This is a genomic window from Paenibacillus sp. LS1, from assembly GCF_026013365.1.
Lineage (GTDB): Bacteria > Bacillota > Bacilli > Paenibacillales > Paenibacillaceae > Paenibacillus.
The window spans coordinates 55,086-70,492 of sequence record NZ_JAPDOE010000003.1; the positions used below are offsets into that span (position 1 = coordinate 55,086).

The window sequence follows — 15,407 nt, forward strand, 5'->3', positions numbered from 1 at the left end:
CCCTGTGATACCGCCATTATCCTAAGAAAGCAAGTACGTTCTACATTTTCAAAAAAGCCTCTAACGTTCGATCTGACAAACGAGGGATATACTCATGTCCGTACTCGTGATAGACCACCAATTCTTTGTCCGACTGAATTTGGTTGTACACCGCAAACTGGGTAGAAGGTGGGCAGATTGTGTCCGCAAGTCCGGTAACAAAAATGACTTTGCCTTGGATGCGGTCAGCCAGGTTGGAGATATCGATGTATCCCAGCTTGTTGAAGATGGCATCCTCCCGCTCATGATTCGGGTCAAATAATCGGAAGTAATACACCAGTTCCTCGTATGCTGACGTTGAGGCCCCCAATTCCCAGGAGTGTCTGTAGTCCGATAAAAAAGGATAGACCGGCACCGCCAGCTTCACGCGCGGTTCAAGTGAAGCACACGCCGCGGCTAACGCCCCACCCTGTGAACAACCATATACGCCCACCCGCTCTGCACCGACGTGTGACATTGACATCAGAATGCGTACGGTCTGCACGGTATCAAGGAAAACGTTGCGGAAATATAACTTATCGGGATCAGGGTCATCGATGCCCCGAATGATATGTCCGCGAATGGTCGTTCCCTGCACCTGCAGGTTATCCTCGGAGAGACCACCCTGCCCACGGCAATCCAGCGCCAGCACCGTAATGCCATGAGCGGCATAGCCGATCTTGTCAAACCAGTCTCCGCTATCGCTGGAGTACCCGTGAAACATCGCCATGGCTGGCCCCTTCACATGAGAACCCCCCGCTTTGGGCCGAACCAGCTTACCATGTATTTTTGCTCCCCCGACACCTGTGAAGTACAGGTGGAAACACTCCGCAAGCGGTGATGTGAAGGCCGCGGGTATCAATTCATACTCAAGTGACTGGGCATCCAGCTCTAAGAGAGCCCGCTCCCAATAGCCATCGAAATCATCTGGTTTCGGACTGCTCCCGTTATATGTTTTCAACTGTTCCAAAGGCATATCGCCCATTCTGCTCACTCCTGTCATCAACTCACATCATGATTAACTTGGTTGAATAGTGAAATACATAAATAAAAGAGACGCATATGAGGATAACCCTAGGATTCATCTTCACATACGCCTTTTACCTTGCGCTCTCTCGTTATATATCCGCACTTTGATCCTTCAACGATCCATTTGGATCAATCCAAACATTCAAACTTCCACCGCAATGCCTTCATAGAAACGACGAATGACCTCCTCTGCCGGCTTGCCGTACACCCCGTATCCGTCATCGGTCAGGGCATCCTTCTCGTCATGCAGATGTGCGCTCCAATCCCACAGACCGAATCCGCGTACCCAATGACGCTGACTGACATGCCGGAACATCGCCTCATAGAAACGCTCTTGTTCCTCCGCACTTACTTCGCCTTCCAGTCCCCAATCGTTTGGTACCTGGGCTGATCCATTGCGGCTGGGGCAACCGGCTTCTGCGAAGAAAAAAGGTTTGCCATAGGGAGCAATCTCCTGTTCAATACGGTCCAGTTGCCCCTCCCAATCTCCGATGGGATAGTAACCACTGGAAGAGATGACATCCACGGCATCCCACCATTTCACATGACCTTCCTGATATTTGTCCGTATTGTATGACACCAGTCCCGTGTACACTTCACGCACACCGGCGATTACCTCGCGCCACTCTTGATCCCGACGCTCGGATTGCACCATCTCACAGCCCACGATGAACATCTCACACTTTTCCTGCTCTGCTATCGCTGCATAATGTGTCTGAAATGCCGTGTAGCTGCGGAACCAATCCTTCCACTTCGGCTCACACGGCACATCGATATCAAAAAAGTTAATGTGTGCACGCCATGTGCCATCGGTACAGTTGACGGTTGGTTTCAGAATGACACGCAGCCCGAGTGTACGGGCATATCGCACCATGTCCACCAGTTCATCATCCTCCACCAGATGTGCACCCCGATACTTGACCTCTACCGCCTGTGGATGATCCTGATGTGCCGCCAGAGCAAAAATAACATGAGAACTGCCTGTACGTTCAGCCATCAGACGCAAGGATTCTTTGGCTTCCGGCTTACGGAAGTCTCCCCTGCCACTCATCCAGCCAAATGTAAATCCCTTGATATAATCCATATGCATTACAGCTTGCCTTCCTCGTGATCACCAGCGATGACTTCGTCCGTCTCGATCACATAGTTCACGATTTCTTCGATGGTCGTGTAAGCCACTCCAACATACGTGTCGGCAGCGCCGTAATAGATGGCGATACGCCCAGTTTCTGCATCATGCAACGTTGCGCATGGGAAGATGACGTTATCAACGAAGCCTTGCTCCTCGTACCATTTTTCTGGTGTCAGCACAAAGTTAGAGGAACGATACTTCACTTTAGACGGCTCATCCAGATCCAGAATAACTGCTCCCATGCTATATACCAAACCGTTACAGGTTCCCGTTACGCCGTGGTAGAACATCAGCCAGCCTTCGGACGTTTCGATCGGAGCGGGCCCGCCGCCAATTTTGACCGATTGCCACCAGCCTTGTCCGCCTTTGCTCATCACATGACGGTGCTTGCCCCAGTACACGAGATCCGGGCTTTCACTCAGGAAAATGTCTCCGAATGGGGTATGCCCACTGTCGCTTGGTCTGGACAACATCACATAGTTATCCTTGATTTTGCGCGGGAACAATACGCCATTACGGTTGAACGGCAGCATTGGATTTTCGAGGCGGACAAATGTTTTGAAGTCGTCCGTCTTCGCTAGGCCCAGTGCTGCGCCGTAAAAATCGGTACACCAGATGATGTAATACGTGTCTTCGACTTTGACCAGACGCGGGTCATACGCATAGTTCGGCATGAACGGATCGCCATTTTCATCTACAAATGCAATGCGTTCCTCTTCAATTGTCCACTCCAGACCATCTTCGCTTGCACCCATGTGCAGATGCGGACGGCCATTAACGGTTTCGGCGCGGAACACCCCAATGAACTTTCCTTCATAGGGAATGACGGCACTGTTGAAAATACGGGCAACGCCTTTGACCGGGTTACGCGGAACCACGGGGTTCGCCGAGTGTCTCCATACCGGGCCTTCTACTCCCTCCGGTTTGGCTTCCCACGGCATATTCGGCAAAGCGTCCCCAACAATGTGTACGTTTTTCGTTTCAGCAACTGACATTTTTCATTTCTCCCTTCGGTTAGGCTTTATGAAATGAACATTTAAACTTACACTAGGCCACTTTGATGACAGAACAACCTTCCGATCGCCGTTATTCCCTGATTTTTTTGATCCCCTTATGAAAGGGAAAAATCCGGTTATAAATGCGAGCACTCCGTTTCTCCAGCTTTTTTCTGTCCTCTTCGTTCTCGTGCATTCTCATTGCATTTCATAAAACCTTTCGTTGTTTCATTCATTTAACTGAGCCTTGCGCGAAGCCATTGTAGATGTATTTCTGTAACAACAGAAAGATGATCATGGTTGGAATAATGGCGATCATGATGCCGGCGCTGATGACCTCCCACTGGGATCCAAACGGTCCCTTGAATTTGAACAAGGCGGTGGATATGACCTGTAGATCGGTCTTTGGCATGTACAGGAACGGTGTGTAGAAGTCGTTATAGATGTTCACACCCTTCACGATAATGACCGTTACAATGGCCGGTTTCAGCAGTGGCAGAATGATTTTCCAGTAGATCGTGAAGTACGAAGCGCCATCCAGCATGGCGGATTCATCCAGCGCACTTGAGATGGAGCCAAGGAACTGCAGGAAGATATAAACCGCGATGATATCTGTACCCAGGTACATCACGATGGCCGCCCAGCGTGTGTTGAACAGGTCGAGCGCGTTGATAATCTGGAATGTGGCGACCTGCGTCGTAACACTTGGAATCAGGGTAGCGAGCAGGAATGCCGCGACCATGATTTTCTTGCCTTTGAATTTGAACCGATCCAGCACATACGCAATCATGGAACCGGTTAAGGTCGCCCCTATAATGGAGATGACCAGGATAATAATTGTATTTTTGAAACCGACCAGCATGTTTCCATCCACAAAGGCCTTTGCATAGTTGGCAAAGTTCAGCCAGTTGGCTGGTGGGGCAAGCGGGCTGCTGGTGGCGTATTCCGCATTCGTTTTGAGAGATGCAAACAGGATGACCACGATCGGTAACAGTGCGATAAACGCTGCAAGAATAAGGGAAGCATATTTAACCACACTCGCAAGGGTATATTTGAGTTGTGTCACGTTTATTCCTCCCCTTTCATGGTGACGCGCTGCACGAGCGTAACGAGAATAACGATCATGAGCAGCACCACAGCCATGGCAGATGCCAGTCCCAGCTTGCCATATTTAAACGCCAAGTGAACCGTTTGGATTACAAATGTCATACTGCCGTTGGAACCATCGGTCATGATATATGGAATATCGAACGCACTAATTGCGCCGCTAATCGCCAAGATCAGGTTAAGCTGCAGGATACGCGTTATACTCGGCAGGATGATATGGCGGAATTGCTGCCAGCGGTTGGCCCCGTCAATATCCGATGCTTCATATACATCCTTCGGAATGGAGGAGATCGCACCCAGGAAAATGATAAAGTTGAAGCCCATGTATCTCCATACCGATGCACCTGCAAGAGACACATTGATAATATTCGGATTACCGAGCCAGAGCTGCGTGTATTGTCCTAGTCCTACAGCATGCATGAGCATATCGAGTGTACCGTCCGGTTTGAAGAAAAAGAGGAAGATAAAACCGATGGCTACACCATTCAGCAAATAAGGGAAGAACAATATGCCTTTGAAGAAGTTTTTGCCTCGGACTTTGAAACTCAGAATCGTGGCAAAGTAGAGCGCCAAGCCCATCTGTACGAACGTAGCCACAAAGTAGTACAAGCTGACAATGAATACTTTGAAGTATTCGGGATCACTAAAGATGCGCGTATAGTTCTCAAACCCAACATAATCGAACCTTTTGCTGTATCCATTCCAATCGGTGAAACTGTATTTGAACATGTTGATGACCGGTAAGTATGCAAACGTGAACAGCAACGCCAGCGGAATAATTGAGAAGGCACAGATGATAAATATGCGTTGCGCTGAATAACCCCAATTCGAAACCTTTAAGTACTTCATGCTCTCCACACCTCCAAGCGGTTCACCCGCCTATATATCGAAAGACTCCCGTCCAATGGAATTCCTGCGGAATAACTGCCAGGGGAAGAGCATGGGCATCCCGCTTTCAAATCCCACATGCTCCATACTCCACTCATAAATGGATTCCTATTCCCCGCAGTCCATTCATCGCCTGATCCACTCACGTTATTCTCATTATTTCGTGAGTTCTGCCCGTGCTTTGACCCACTTGTCGTTCAGGTCCTTCATGATGTCGTCATACGATTCCTTGCGGTTACCGATACCTGCTTCGATAATGCGTTTCTTGAAGTCAGGCTGCCAGAGGCCGATTTCACCTTCGTTATCGATCTTATCAACGAGACCTTCCTGGCCTTCTTTGGCAGGTGTAAGTGTGGAGAATTTCACATCTTTATATTGATCCAAAATGGGTGGCAATTCAGCATTCTTGTCTGCATCCATACCGCCGCCTTGTTCAACTGCGTAGTTCGACTTCGCCAGGAACCAGTCAATCCAGGCTTTCGCAGCAGGTTTGTTCTCGCTGTTCACGTTCATGCCGATGTTATAGTCCGCGGAGAGCGGAACCACAACTTCACTTGCATTCGTAGGGAAAGGAAGGAATCCGATGTCGTCCGGTGTATCCGTCATCCCTTGGATCTGTGTGATGGCCCAAGAGCCAAGTGCCATCGTGGCAATTTTGCCTTTGGCAAGATCAGCCTTGGAGCTTTCCCAGTCGGTTGTCGTTGGATCTTTCTCAATCAGACCGTTCTTGGCTGCATCATAGAGCACTTTGTACAGTTCATAGTGCGGCTGACCAGGCACAAAGTTTTCATCCGTATTCGGTTGGTCCACATTAACGTAATCTACGCTACCTGCAACTGTTGGCAGGTCCGATTCCCATTGGGTAAGAGCCCAGCCGGATGCATAGTTGGTGTAGAGCGGAACTGCGTCAGTATTGTCTTTGACCAATTGAAGCGCAGCCTGGAATTGCTCCGGTGTTTTTGGCAATTCGGTAACGCCTGCGTCTTTGAAGACTTGTTTGTTATAAATAATGCCGGAGAACGTGATGACCGTAGGGATACCGTATACCTGACCATCCACCATACGTTCTTCAATGGCGGTGTATTTGTCTTTCAATTCATCGTACGTGCCAAGCGGCTCGAAAAAATCCGGGATATCCGCGATCGGAACGCTGGTCGGGATCATCAGGACATCACCGTAATCCTTGGTGCTCATACGGATTTTCACTTGGCCTTCATAGTCGGCCAGTGCCTGAAAGTTTACTTTGACATCCGGGTATTCCTTATTGAACTCAGCAGCGTAATCTTTGAATACGGTATCAACAATATCTGTACGTTGTGTAAGGACGGTAATTTCACCCTTGATATCTGCCGGATCTGTACTGATCTCCTCCCCTGCCTGCGAAGATCCACCTCCGGATGAACATGCAGCAAGTAGTGAAGTGATGAGTAGCATCGTCAGCAACATCATCCAACCTTTGTTTTTTCTCAATTGTTTCGACCCCTCTCTTAAGTTAATTAAGTTATCGTTAAGGTTACAAAATGAATTCTATTATGGTAACGCTTACCTGTCAATTAAATTATTTATAACTTAACAAGAAAAATTGCGATGCATTTCGTTGACATCTGTTTTTCAGAGCACTAATATTGTTTAGTAAAGTTACCGTTAACTTAATGAAATGTGATTGATGTAACATTCTGAAGGAGTGCTCACTTATGAATACAAAAACAACCGAACGTCAATCTGAGATTAAGACGCAGTGGGAGAAGCAGATTTTACCCTTCTGGTCCAACCTTAAAGATACAACCCACGGTGGATTCTACGGCTGGGTTGGCAATGATCTTCAGGTGAATCCACAGGCCCCCAAAGGCGGGATCGCCACGGCACGGCAATTATGGTCTTTTGCAGCAGCCTATCGGGTTACCGGAAACGAAAGATGGCGCGATCACGCGGAGCACGCCTATCGTTTTCTCGCTGACCATGTGATGGATACCGAATATGGCGGCATGTACTGGATGGTAGATTACACAGGGGAAGCACTGGATACGAGCAAACATGTGTATACACAATCATTCGGCGTGTATTCACTCAGTGAGTACTACCGTGCTACCGGGGATGCTTCTGCATTGGAACTTGCGAAAACGCTTTTTGCTCTAATCGAGGACAAAGGTCTGGATGCCAAACTACCTGCGTACAAGGAACAATTTGATCGCACATGGAACGAACAGCCCAATGAAATGCTGAGCGAAAACGGGGTAATTGCGGATTACACAATGAATACGCATATCCATGTGTTAGAGGCCTACACCACGCTCTATCGCGTGTGGCCGGATCAACAAGTGAAGGCGGCACTGGAACGCCTGCTCGGAATTCTATATGAACGGGTGTATGACCAAGACACCAAGTTTCTCGGGGTATTTTTCAACAAACAGTGGGAGTCCATCATTGATCTGCGCTCGTTCGGACATGACATTGAAGCCAGCTGGCTGATCGACGAAACACTGAAAGTGCTGGGACTGGAACAACATCCGGAGTATGCGGCGATGGTAACGGATATTGCCTATAACATCTCCAACGTGGCCGTAAATGCGGATGGTTCACTGTTAAATGAACAAGAAGGTGAACATATCGATGAGAAGCGCATTTGGTGGGTTCAGGCGGAGGCGATGGTTGGCTTCTATAATGCGTATCAGCGTACAGGTGATCCACTGTTTCTGGAGAGAGTGGAACGCTTGTGGACCTATATCCAAGAAAACATCATTGATCAGCGCGCTGGTGGGGAATGGTACTGGTCGGTTGATGGGAACGGAACACCGGACCAGAGCGAAATTGCCGGACCGTGGAAATGCCCTTATCACAATAGCAGATTCTGTATTGAACTAATCGAGAGGATGGGATCAGAATGATACACCCGAAATACAAGGAGTTATTGGAGAAACAGGAGCAGCTGCTTACTCGCCCTAATGAGATCAATTCTTCCTTCTACAACGGCATATATGATCGGTACCAATATCCGGTTATCACTCGCCATCATGTACCGCTGCATTGGAGATTCGATCTGGATGAGGCGACGAACCCGCATTTTATGGAACGCCTGGGCATTAACGCAACGCTGAATCCGGGAGCCATCTATTTCAATGGCAAATACATCATGGTCATCCGTACGGAAGGATTGGATCGTAAATCAATCTTTGCGCTCGCCGAGAGCGACAATGGAATTGATGGGTTCCGTTTCACGGGTAAACCATTGGTCTGGGATGATATCGATGCAGATGAAACCAATCAGTATGATATGCGCCTCGTTCAACATGAAGATGGCTGGATCTATGGCATCTATTGCTCGGAACGCAAAGACCCAGAGGCTCCTGCATTTGATACATCCAGCGCAGTGGCACAGGCAGGACTGGTTCGTACACGCGATCTCATAAGCTGGGAACGGTTGCCCAACATCACAACGAATTCCCCTCAACAGCGCAATGTCGTTTTGCACCCGGAATTCGTGGATGGAAAATACGCCTTCTATACCCGTCCACAAGACGGATTCATCTCAACAGGCAGTGGCGGCGGAATCGCCTTTGGTCTGTGTGAGGATATCTTGAACCCTGTCATTCATGAAGAGACAATTATCGACGAACGGAAATATCATACGGTCTATGAGGTGAAAAACGGTCAGGGCCCTGCTCCGCTCAAGACGGATCGTGGCTGGATTCACATTGCTCACGGAGTTCGGAACACTGCGGCAGGCCTGCGTTACGTGTTATACACATTCGCAACGGATCTGAATGATCCGGCACGTATTATTGCCAAGCCGGGCGGCCATTTCATTGCCCCTTATGACGACGAGCGCGTAGGCGATGTATCCAATGTTATTTTCTGCAACGGTGCTGTGGTCAATGAAAAAGAAGAAGTCTTTATCTATTACGCATCCAGCGATACCCGCTGTCATGTAGCAACAACGACTCTGGAGAAACTGGTCGATTATACGTTCAATACACCGGCTGATCCATATCGTTCCTTGGACTGTGCCAGCCAGCGGGGTCAGCTGATTGAACAGAACGAGAAGCTTTTACAGAAACAATTAACGTAACATCGGTAAAACGTCCTCTCAGGGAAACCTGCAATGTGCTGAAAATTAGCGAAACAACAGCTAGAATGGCTTTATTCCAAGTGGGTAACGATGTATACTGATATGGATTGTTATTATGTTGGAAGAAAGTGTTCATCATAGTGACAGCACATTGTGCCTATACCGGCTTGAAGGAGGCGACCATACTGAAGAACAATATCACCATGCGGGATATCGCCGACAGGCTCGGGGTCAGCAGTGTGACCGTCTCGAAAGCATTGAATGATAAAGATGGCGTGAGTGGCGAATTAAAGGAAAAAATTAAAGTGCTTGCTGTTGAAATGGGTTATCGGTATAATGCCGCTGCCCGTTCCATGAAGGAAGGCTTAACCCATAATATTGGCGTTATTATCCCGGAGCGTTTTACCGGGCCTACACAGTCGTTCTATGTACGCGTGTTCCAGCGCATTACCAAACATCTGGAGGAACAGGGCTACTACGGCATTCTGCATATTCTGAATGTGGAGGATGAGGAAGAATTAACACTGCCCAAGCTGTACAGCGACAACAAGGTGGATGGTTTCATCGTGCTCGGACAGATCAGCAAAGAGTATATTGAACTGGTACGATCGATGGAAGTTCCCAAAATGTTTCTCGACTTCTACGATGAACATTCGGATATCGATTCCGTCGTCACCGATAACTTCTACGCTGCCTATGAGCTGACGAACTATTTGGTTCAGCAGGGCCATCGTAACATTGCTTATGTGGGGAACCTGTATTCCACGAGCAGCATCCAGGATCGATTCCTCGGGTACTACAAATCCTTGCTGGAACATCGCTTGCCGATGAATCCGGAACTGGTTCTGAATGATCGGGATGAACGGGGTACGTTTATTGAGATTGATCTGCCGGAACAGCTGCCAACGGCTTTTGTATGCAACTGTGATCAGGTCGCTCATCTGCTCGTTCAAAAACTGACTTCCATGGATATTCAGGTCCCTGGCCAATGCTCTGTTGTTGGTTTTGATAATGATATCTATGCCATGCTCTCTGATCCCAAGCTGACAACCGTTGAAGTGGATGTGGAACAGATGGCGCGTACGGCAGTTCAGTCCATGCTCAAAAAGATCGACAACCCGAACCGCAGTTTCGGCCGTGTACACGTGAAAGGTAATATCATTTATCGTGAATCAGTGAGTTCTACGTCTGCCTCATCAGACTCTTTGGATGTCTGAACTATAGAATTAAATAAACGAACACAGATGACTGGCCTCTATCTTACTGGCCAGTCTTTTCTTGATGCATTGGGACTTAAGGACGGCGACGATCTGTTGAATCCATCAAAAATGTAGTCGTTCTCCAAATCGAGAGGATGAGGATCAGCTCATACACATTGGTTAAAGTCCCGGTTTCCACTGGCAGGGAAATTAACTGTCCTACAAACAACAATGCAGTTCCAACAAACAGCCAAACCCATTTATGTTTGAAAAGAACGATCAGGCTAACCACTAAGAGTACAATCCCAACGATGATCACCATCATCGGCGGACCTCCATGACCTTCTGCCATATATCTCAGTACTCCATGCTCTTCTATAACCTTAAGATTTTTAACCTCCGATAAAGTAAAGCCTACAATCTGGTAGATAACCAGACCTAATGTGATCAGCCATGCTGCCACACTCGATATCCTTCTATTTGCAAACTTGGCACCTGAGCTACGCAAAATATGATAGCTAACAAGAACAAGGGTAGGGGTAGCGAAGGCATGTAGCCAAAATCGAAGGTTACTAAGAACGATTAACAATTCCCCTTCCCCTATCAAATTACCTAGAGCAATAATTCCATTATCATATGCCAAGCTGAACGCTACGAATAGCTGAAAACTGGAATACGCGAGCCATTGCTTCCTCTGGGTCAAATCGACGGCCATCCGAACAACAAGTATCAAATAAACAAGAGTAAGTACGGAGTATATCCATACATCCAAGCTGCTTCACCATCCTTATTGGTCAATTCTAGTAATTATATTTACCGGTAAGTAAAATTACAAGAGTAACTCGTTTAAATGGATAATTTGTCATAAATTAGTCACATAGGTAATGAAGATGAATAAAGATTTACACGTTCACCCGGAATACCAAAACATGCTGTAGATGAGACGCCCTTACAAGGAATCATTCTTCAAACGGCCGCCAAACTGTATCTGGAGCTAAATTATATAAAAAGAGCACCCCCGGCTATCGTAGCTGCAGGAGTACTCTTTTCCTTGTATAAAGAAAGTAAAAGCAATAGGTTACTCTGATGTCTACTCGATTTGTTCAGACTTAAATCACATCATCGTCTAATAACTTGTCTTCAACCAATTGTCCTTGGACCAAGTCAGTTTACCTGAGCCGGCGCCATTGGAAGCCGTGAGGCGTGCATTCAGCGTGGATGGATCATCCGTAGTGTAGCTGTATGGGAGTGTCGAGAAGCCGTTCCAGGAGAATGACTTTACCACAGCCGGGATTGGCGCCAACGGGCTGCCAGACGTATCACTGCTTCCACGGAATGAGCTGCCATCCAAAGAATACATAGTATCGGTCACTCTGATTTTACCAGTATACGTTGGATCTGACGGATCGGTCTGGTTGTTGCGAACAGGGTACAGCACGTCCTTAATGACTGATTTTTCAACCAAGACGGCCCCACTCTCCGTAGAGATTGCCCCATTACCAATAATATCGAACTTATAGCCTTTGGATGCAATCGCTGTTGCCATCGCCGTTGTAATTTTGGCTTTAGCCGCACGTGCACCTGTCGAATCCATCACGATGTTATACGCATGTGCGTTGCCTCCACGAAGGCGTGGCATCCGGTCCTGAATATCTTTGTACAAGTTATGGTGCAGCGTCATGGACAGGTTGGCATTAGCCGACTCCAAGCTGGTCGAACCAACCAGATGTCCTTTCTTTTGCGGTCCAGAGATCGCGATAATATCGGCTTTGCTGAGACCTACAGCACTGCTACGCAGGTAGTTGTACATGGGATAGGAAGCCTTATTTGCTTCCAATTCGTTAATCTGCTGGGTAACCCAGCTGTTCGAGCTGCCGTCATCCCCTTTGAAGAGGGACCAGGAGATGGTCACGCCGCTGGTTCCTTTTTTCGAATCGACGAGTCCATCATAGGCTTTATTAAATGTGCAGTGATCAATCCATACGTTGCTGTTCTCCTCAAGGGTAATGTAATCCCAATCGTTCTTGTCGTAATCACCTTTGGTGGATTCATCCCATTCCCATAACTCATCAAATTCCAGGTTACGGATGATGACATTCGAGCTTCGTTTCACACTGATCGCAGCGTGTTTGATTTTGGAGCCATTGGCGGAGAAAATCGTGAGTCCATTGAAACCGTCAATCGTGAGCTTGCTGACACCTGTCTGCTTCAATACGGGATGCGTCAACGCATCATTATGCTTGGCAAAAGGAGAAGTCTGCGCTGCGCTCGGAATTTCATTCCATCCCAGATTCAGATCGTTCATGATCTCAACGACTTTGACACCGGAGTTCTTTTTCAGAGCCAGTGCCAGATCAGTCGCATTATACACTTTCTTATACGTGGCTGTGTTCGATTCGCTGATGATACCGCCGCCCGTGTTCCCTTGGGAGAAGCCTGTAAGATTGTAGTCTGCGTTACCCGCTGCCTGCACACTTGCCGGTCCGGACAATAATGTTAGCCCCAATGTTAGAGCCAAGGCTGCGCTGCACCAGCTTCGAAATGTAGTTTTCATAGAATTCATTCCTCCCGAAATATGATGATTACATTCGTCCATCGCTGCCATGCCATGTTACGAAGGACATGATCTCAATGTAAATGTTGTAAGCGATTACAACAATGATCCCTATCTCACATTCAGGCAGGAAATGCCGATGTAGTAAGGATTTGTACTGTAACCAACCTTGAATCGTACGGAGTTAACTTGGGAAGTAAGGTTTTAGAGATATATCGCGGCAGCAAGAAGATGTCGGATAAAATGAAACCAAAAAAGCAGGACTGCATCTGCTGCAGACCTGCTCGATTTTACTTTTTGATGGAACGTGTCCAGAAGCCGCCATGGAACTGTTTGGGCTCTACGGTAATGACAAATGCTTTGGGGTCCAGATCGAGAATCGTCTGATAGAGCAATTTCTGGTTTTTACGTTTCGCCAGAATCTCCATCACAAGCCGATCTCCATCACGTCCGCTGCCCACCCATGCTGTGACGCCGTACCCTTTATCCCGGAGGGCATTCGCGACGTTGCCACCCATCTGGTTACAGATTACTTTAACGGTAACGTAACCGAGTGCAATCTTTTCTTCAATCCAGGCTCCGAGCAACACACCAAGTCCGTAACCCACCGCGTAGACGATTAAGGCAGAAGGCTGAGTCAGATACTTGAGTACCAGATTCAGACCGAGCACATAGATCACAATCTCACCCATGCTGATGAGTGCCGCGATATATTTCTGTCCTTTGAGTGTCAGAATCATCCGGAGTGTATAAGCCGATACGTATACAATCTGGATCAAAAAGATAAATACCAATATTTTAAACAATCGTAATCCCTCTTTCCTGGCCTTCACATCGAAATTGGCCCTTTGCTGCATATACTCGACGATTTCGTTTCATCTATACTTCCTGTACGTTCGCTCTATCTCCATCATTGGACGTTATACCCTCATTCTAAACGGTTGGATGTCAATTCGTAGCATTTTCTGCTCTTCGGCATACCGGAACTGCCATTATAGAACCGTTTGTACCGATTATCAACCCGGCGGAGGTCCCAGGGTCGAAAACAGGGGTCTGTGAATATGCTGTATCATCATTAAGCCGAGCACGATCGCCACAGGATAACGGGTCAGAACCAGGATGGATGGGTCAAAACAAAAAGGGGGTACCGTCATGCAGCTATGGCAGGAGATGGAGCGGGAAGGCATGGAGGAACTCATTTTTTGCCATGATGCAGATAGCGGATTGAGGGCAGTCATTGCCATTCACAGCACGGCTCTTGGACCTGCGCTGGGCGGATGTCGCTACTGGACGTATGCGTCCGAGGAAGCGGCTGTTCGGGATGCCGTGAAGCTTGCCAAAGGCATGACGTACAAAAATGTAATCTCCGGACTGCCGTATGGCGGCGGAAAAGTGGTCATATGGAATGTGCCTTTTGTGAAAGATGCGGCACCGGATGATGGTAGTTGCGGGTCTGTTAGTGGTGAGCAGGTCGCTGGAAATCTAGGGGTAGAGCAACTAAAAGGCGCCGCCACGGAAAGGGAAGTCGTCGCCGATCAGGGTGCTGATCGTATAGATATAAGCCTGGATACGGACGTATCCAAGCGGGCGCAGCGCTTTCGCGCACTGGGTCGTTGTCTGGAGCGGCTGAACGGCCGGTACGTGACCGGTCTTGATCTGGGTACCACGGCGACAGACATGGACCAGATCCGATTGGAGACCGCACATGTGACGGACACCACAGGTTCGCTTGGGGCGCAGGATGACTTCACCGCCGAGATGACCGCCTACGGCGTACACATCGGCATTGTGACCTCGCTGCGCCAGCAAGGCATTGCATCTTTGCAGGGCATTCCCGTTGCCGTCCAGGGACTGGGCAAGGTCGGGTATGCCCTGTGCCGTTACCTGCATGCAGCCGGGGCACGGCTCATTGTGGCAGACGTTGTACCGGATCGTGTACAACGTGCCCTTGTGCAGTTCAGCGGCGCCATCTCGGCCGATCCGGCCCATATTCACGCCGCTGACTGCAAGGTGTTCGCCCCCTGTGCCCTAGGGGGCGTACTGACCCCGGCAACGGTGGAGGAGCTGCGCTGCTCCATTGTTGCCGGGGCGGCCAACAACCAGCTGAGTGAACGACAGCTGGTTGCAGGCCGCATGCAGGCGCGCGGCATCCTGTACGCGCCTGATTATGTGCTCAACGCAGGCGGAATCATCTCCACCGCCTACGAGCTGGAAGGCGCCGGGCCTGACCTGATCCGCCAAAAGGTGGCGGGGATTGCAGGCACGCTGAGTAAGGTATACGCAGAAGCTGCGCAATCTGCGATCTCCACAGCCGATGCAGCCGATCGACTGGCGGAATCCCTCCTCCGATCAGGCCATAAAAAATAGGTCGCCCCACTCTGCCACCTAAGTATCTTCATACCGCCAATACCTCCTCCGC

The 15,407-nt window shown here is 48.6% G+C and carries 13 protein-coding genes; 4 read left to right on the top strand and 9 right to left on the bottom strand.

Annotated elements, in window-relative coordinates:
• Positions 1–40: 40 nt before the first annotated feature.
• The 6 genes from OM416_RS15640 to OM416_RS15665 all read right to left on the bottom strand — a co-directional run bounded on the left by OM416_RS15640 (position 41) and on the right by OM416_RS15665 (position 6,639).
• Positions 41–1,003: an acetylxylan esterase gene (locus OM416_RS15640; RefSeq protein WP_264930895.1), complete on the bottom strand. Its 963-nt coding sequence runs from the start codon at positions 1,001–1,003 to the stop codon at positions 41–43.
• Positions 1,004–1,189: 186 nt separating this feature from the next.
• The gene (locus OM416_RS15645; protein WP_264931487.1) at positions 1,190–2,131 is read right to left on the bottom strand and encodes a glycoside hydrolase family 113; all 942 of its coding nucleotides are present in this window, start codon (positions 2,129–2,131) and stop codon (positions 1,190–1,192) included.
• A gap of 5 nt (positions 2,132–2,136) precedes the next feature.
• Positions 2,137–3,174, bottom strand: coding sequence for a glycoside hydrolase family 130 protein (locus OM416_RS15650; RefSeq protein WP_264930896.1), 1,038 nt, complete (start codon positions 3,172–3,174; stop codon positions 2,137–2,139).
• Between the two features lie 232 nt (positions 3,175–3,406).
• Positions 3,407–4,240 carry a carbohydrate ABC transporter permease gene (locus tag OM416_RS15655; RefSeq protein WP_169479960.1) on the bottom strand — a complete coding sequence of 278 codons (834 nt, stop codon included), beginning with the start codon at positions 4,238–4,240 and terminating at the stop codon, positions 3,407–3,409.
• Positions 4,241–4,242: 2 nt separating this feature from the next.
• The gene (locus OM416_RS15660; RefSeq protein ID WP_062836746.1) at positions 4,243–5,130 is read right to left on the bottom strand and encodes a carbohydrate ABC transporter permease; all 888 of its coding nucleotides are present in this window, start codon (positions 5,128–5,130) and stop codon (positions 4,243–4,245) included.
• Between the two features lie 195 nt (positions 5,131–5,325).
• Positions 5,326–6,639: an ABC transporter substrate-binding protein gene (locus OM416_RS15665; RefSeq protein WP_036606600.1), complete on the bottom strand. Its 1,314-nt coding sequence runs from the start codon at positions 6,637–6,639 to the stop codon at positions 5,326–5,328.
• Between the two features lie 224 nt (positions 6,640–6,863).
• Here OM416_RS15665 and OM416_RS15670 point away from each other — a divergent pair, with 224 nt between their 5' ends.
• The 3 genes from OM416_RS15670 to OM416_RS15680 all read left to right on the top strand — a co-directional run bounded on the left by OM416_RS15670 (position 6,864) and on the right by OM416_RS15680 (position 10,452).
• Complete coding sequence (locus tag OM416_RS15670; RefSeq protein ID WP_264930897.1) at positions 6,864–8,054, top strand: AGE family epimerase/isomerase; 1,191 nt, start codon at positions 6,864–6,866, stop codon at positions 8,052–8,054.
• Positions 8,051–9,235, top strand: coding sequence for a glycosidase (locus OM416_RS15675; RefSeq protein ID WP_264930898.1), 1,185 nt, complete (start codon positions 8,051–8,053; stop codon positions 9,233–9,235). Before OM416_RS15670 ends, OM416_RS15675 begins: the two co-directional genes overlap by 4 nt.
• A gap of 140 nt (positions 9,236–9,375) precedes the next feature.
• Complete coding sequence (locus OM416_RS15680; protein WP_264930900.1) at positions 9,376–10,452, top strand: substrate-binding domain-containing protein; 1,077 nt, start codon at positions 9,376–9,378, stop codon at positions 10,450–10,452.
• 76 nt (positions 10,453–10,528) lie between these two features.
• Here OM416_RS15680 and OM416_RS15685 read toward each other — a convergent pair whose 3' ends face one another.
• The 3 genes from OM416_RS15685 to OM416_RS15695 all read right to left on the bottom strand — a co-directional run bounded on the left by OM416_RS15685 (position 10,529) and on the right by OM416_RS15695 (position 13,794).
• On the bottom strand, positions 10,529–11,206 hold the full coding sequence (locus OM416_RS15685; protein WP_264930903.1) for a hypothetical protein: 678 nt from the start codon (positions 11,204–11,206) through the stop codon (positions 10,529–10,531).
• Positions 11,207–11,560: 354 nt separating this feature from the next.
• Complete coding sequence (locus tag OM416_RS15690; RefSeq protein ID WP_264930905.1) at positions 11,561–12,988, bottom strand: hypothetical protein; 1,428 nt, start codon at positions 12,986–12,988, stop codon at positions 11,561–11,563.
• 290 nt (positions 12,989–13,278) lie between these two features.
• The gene (locus OM416_RS15695; protein ID WP_062836740.1) at positions 13,279–13,794 is read right to left on the bottom strand and encodes a DUF2179 domain-containing protein; all 516 of its coding nucleotides are present in this window, start codon (positions 13,792–13,794) and stop codon (positions 13,279–13,281) included.
• A 346-nt stretch (positions 13,795–14,140) separates the two neighbouring features.
• On the opposite strand from OM416_RS15695, the gene OM416_RS31815 reads away from it, so the two are divergent.
• Positions 14,141–15,355: a Glu/Leu/Phe/Val dehydrogenase family protein gene (locus OM416_RS31815; protein ID WP_319951913.1), complete on the top strand. Its 1,215-nt coding sequence runs from the start codon at positions 14,141–14,143 to the stop codon at positions 15,353–15,355.
• Positions 15,356–15,407: the final 52 nt, after the last annotated feature.

Coding starts and splice junctions, on each gene's coding strand:
- OM416_RS15675 (WP_264930898.1), top strand. CDS start 8,051: ATGATACACCCGAAATACAAGGAGTTATTGGAGAAACAGGAGCAGCTG.
- OM416_RS15670 (WP_264930897.1), top strand. CDS start 6,864: ATGAATACAAAAACAACCGAACGTCAATCTGAGATTAAGACGCAGTGG.
- OM416_RS15660 (WP_062836746.1), bottom strand. CDS start 5,130: ATGAAGTACTTAAAGGTTTCGAATTGGGGTTATTCAGCGCAACGCATA.
- OM416_RS15645 (WP_264931487.1), bottom strand. CDS start 2,131: ATGGATTATATCAAGGGATTTACATTTGGCTGGATGAGTGGCAGGGGA.
- OM416_RS15640 (WP_264930895.1), bottom strand. CDS start 1,003: ATGGGCGATATGCCTTTGGAACAGTTGAAAACATATAACGGGAGCAGT.
- OM416_RS15650 (WP_264930896.1), bottom strand. CDS start 3,174: ATGTCAGTTGCTGAAACGAAAAACGTACACATTGTTGGGGACGCTTTG.
- OM416_RS15690 (WP_264930905.1), bottom strand. CDS start 12,988: ATGAAAACTACATTTCGAAGCTGGTGCAGCGCAGCCTTGGCTCTAACA.
- OM416_RS31815 (WP_319951913.1), top strand. CDS start 14,141: ATGCAGCTATGGCAGGAGATGGAGCGGGAAGGCATGGAGGAACTCATT.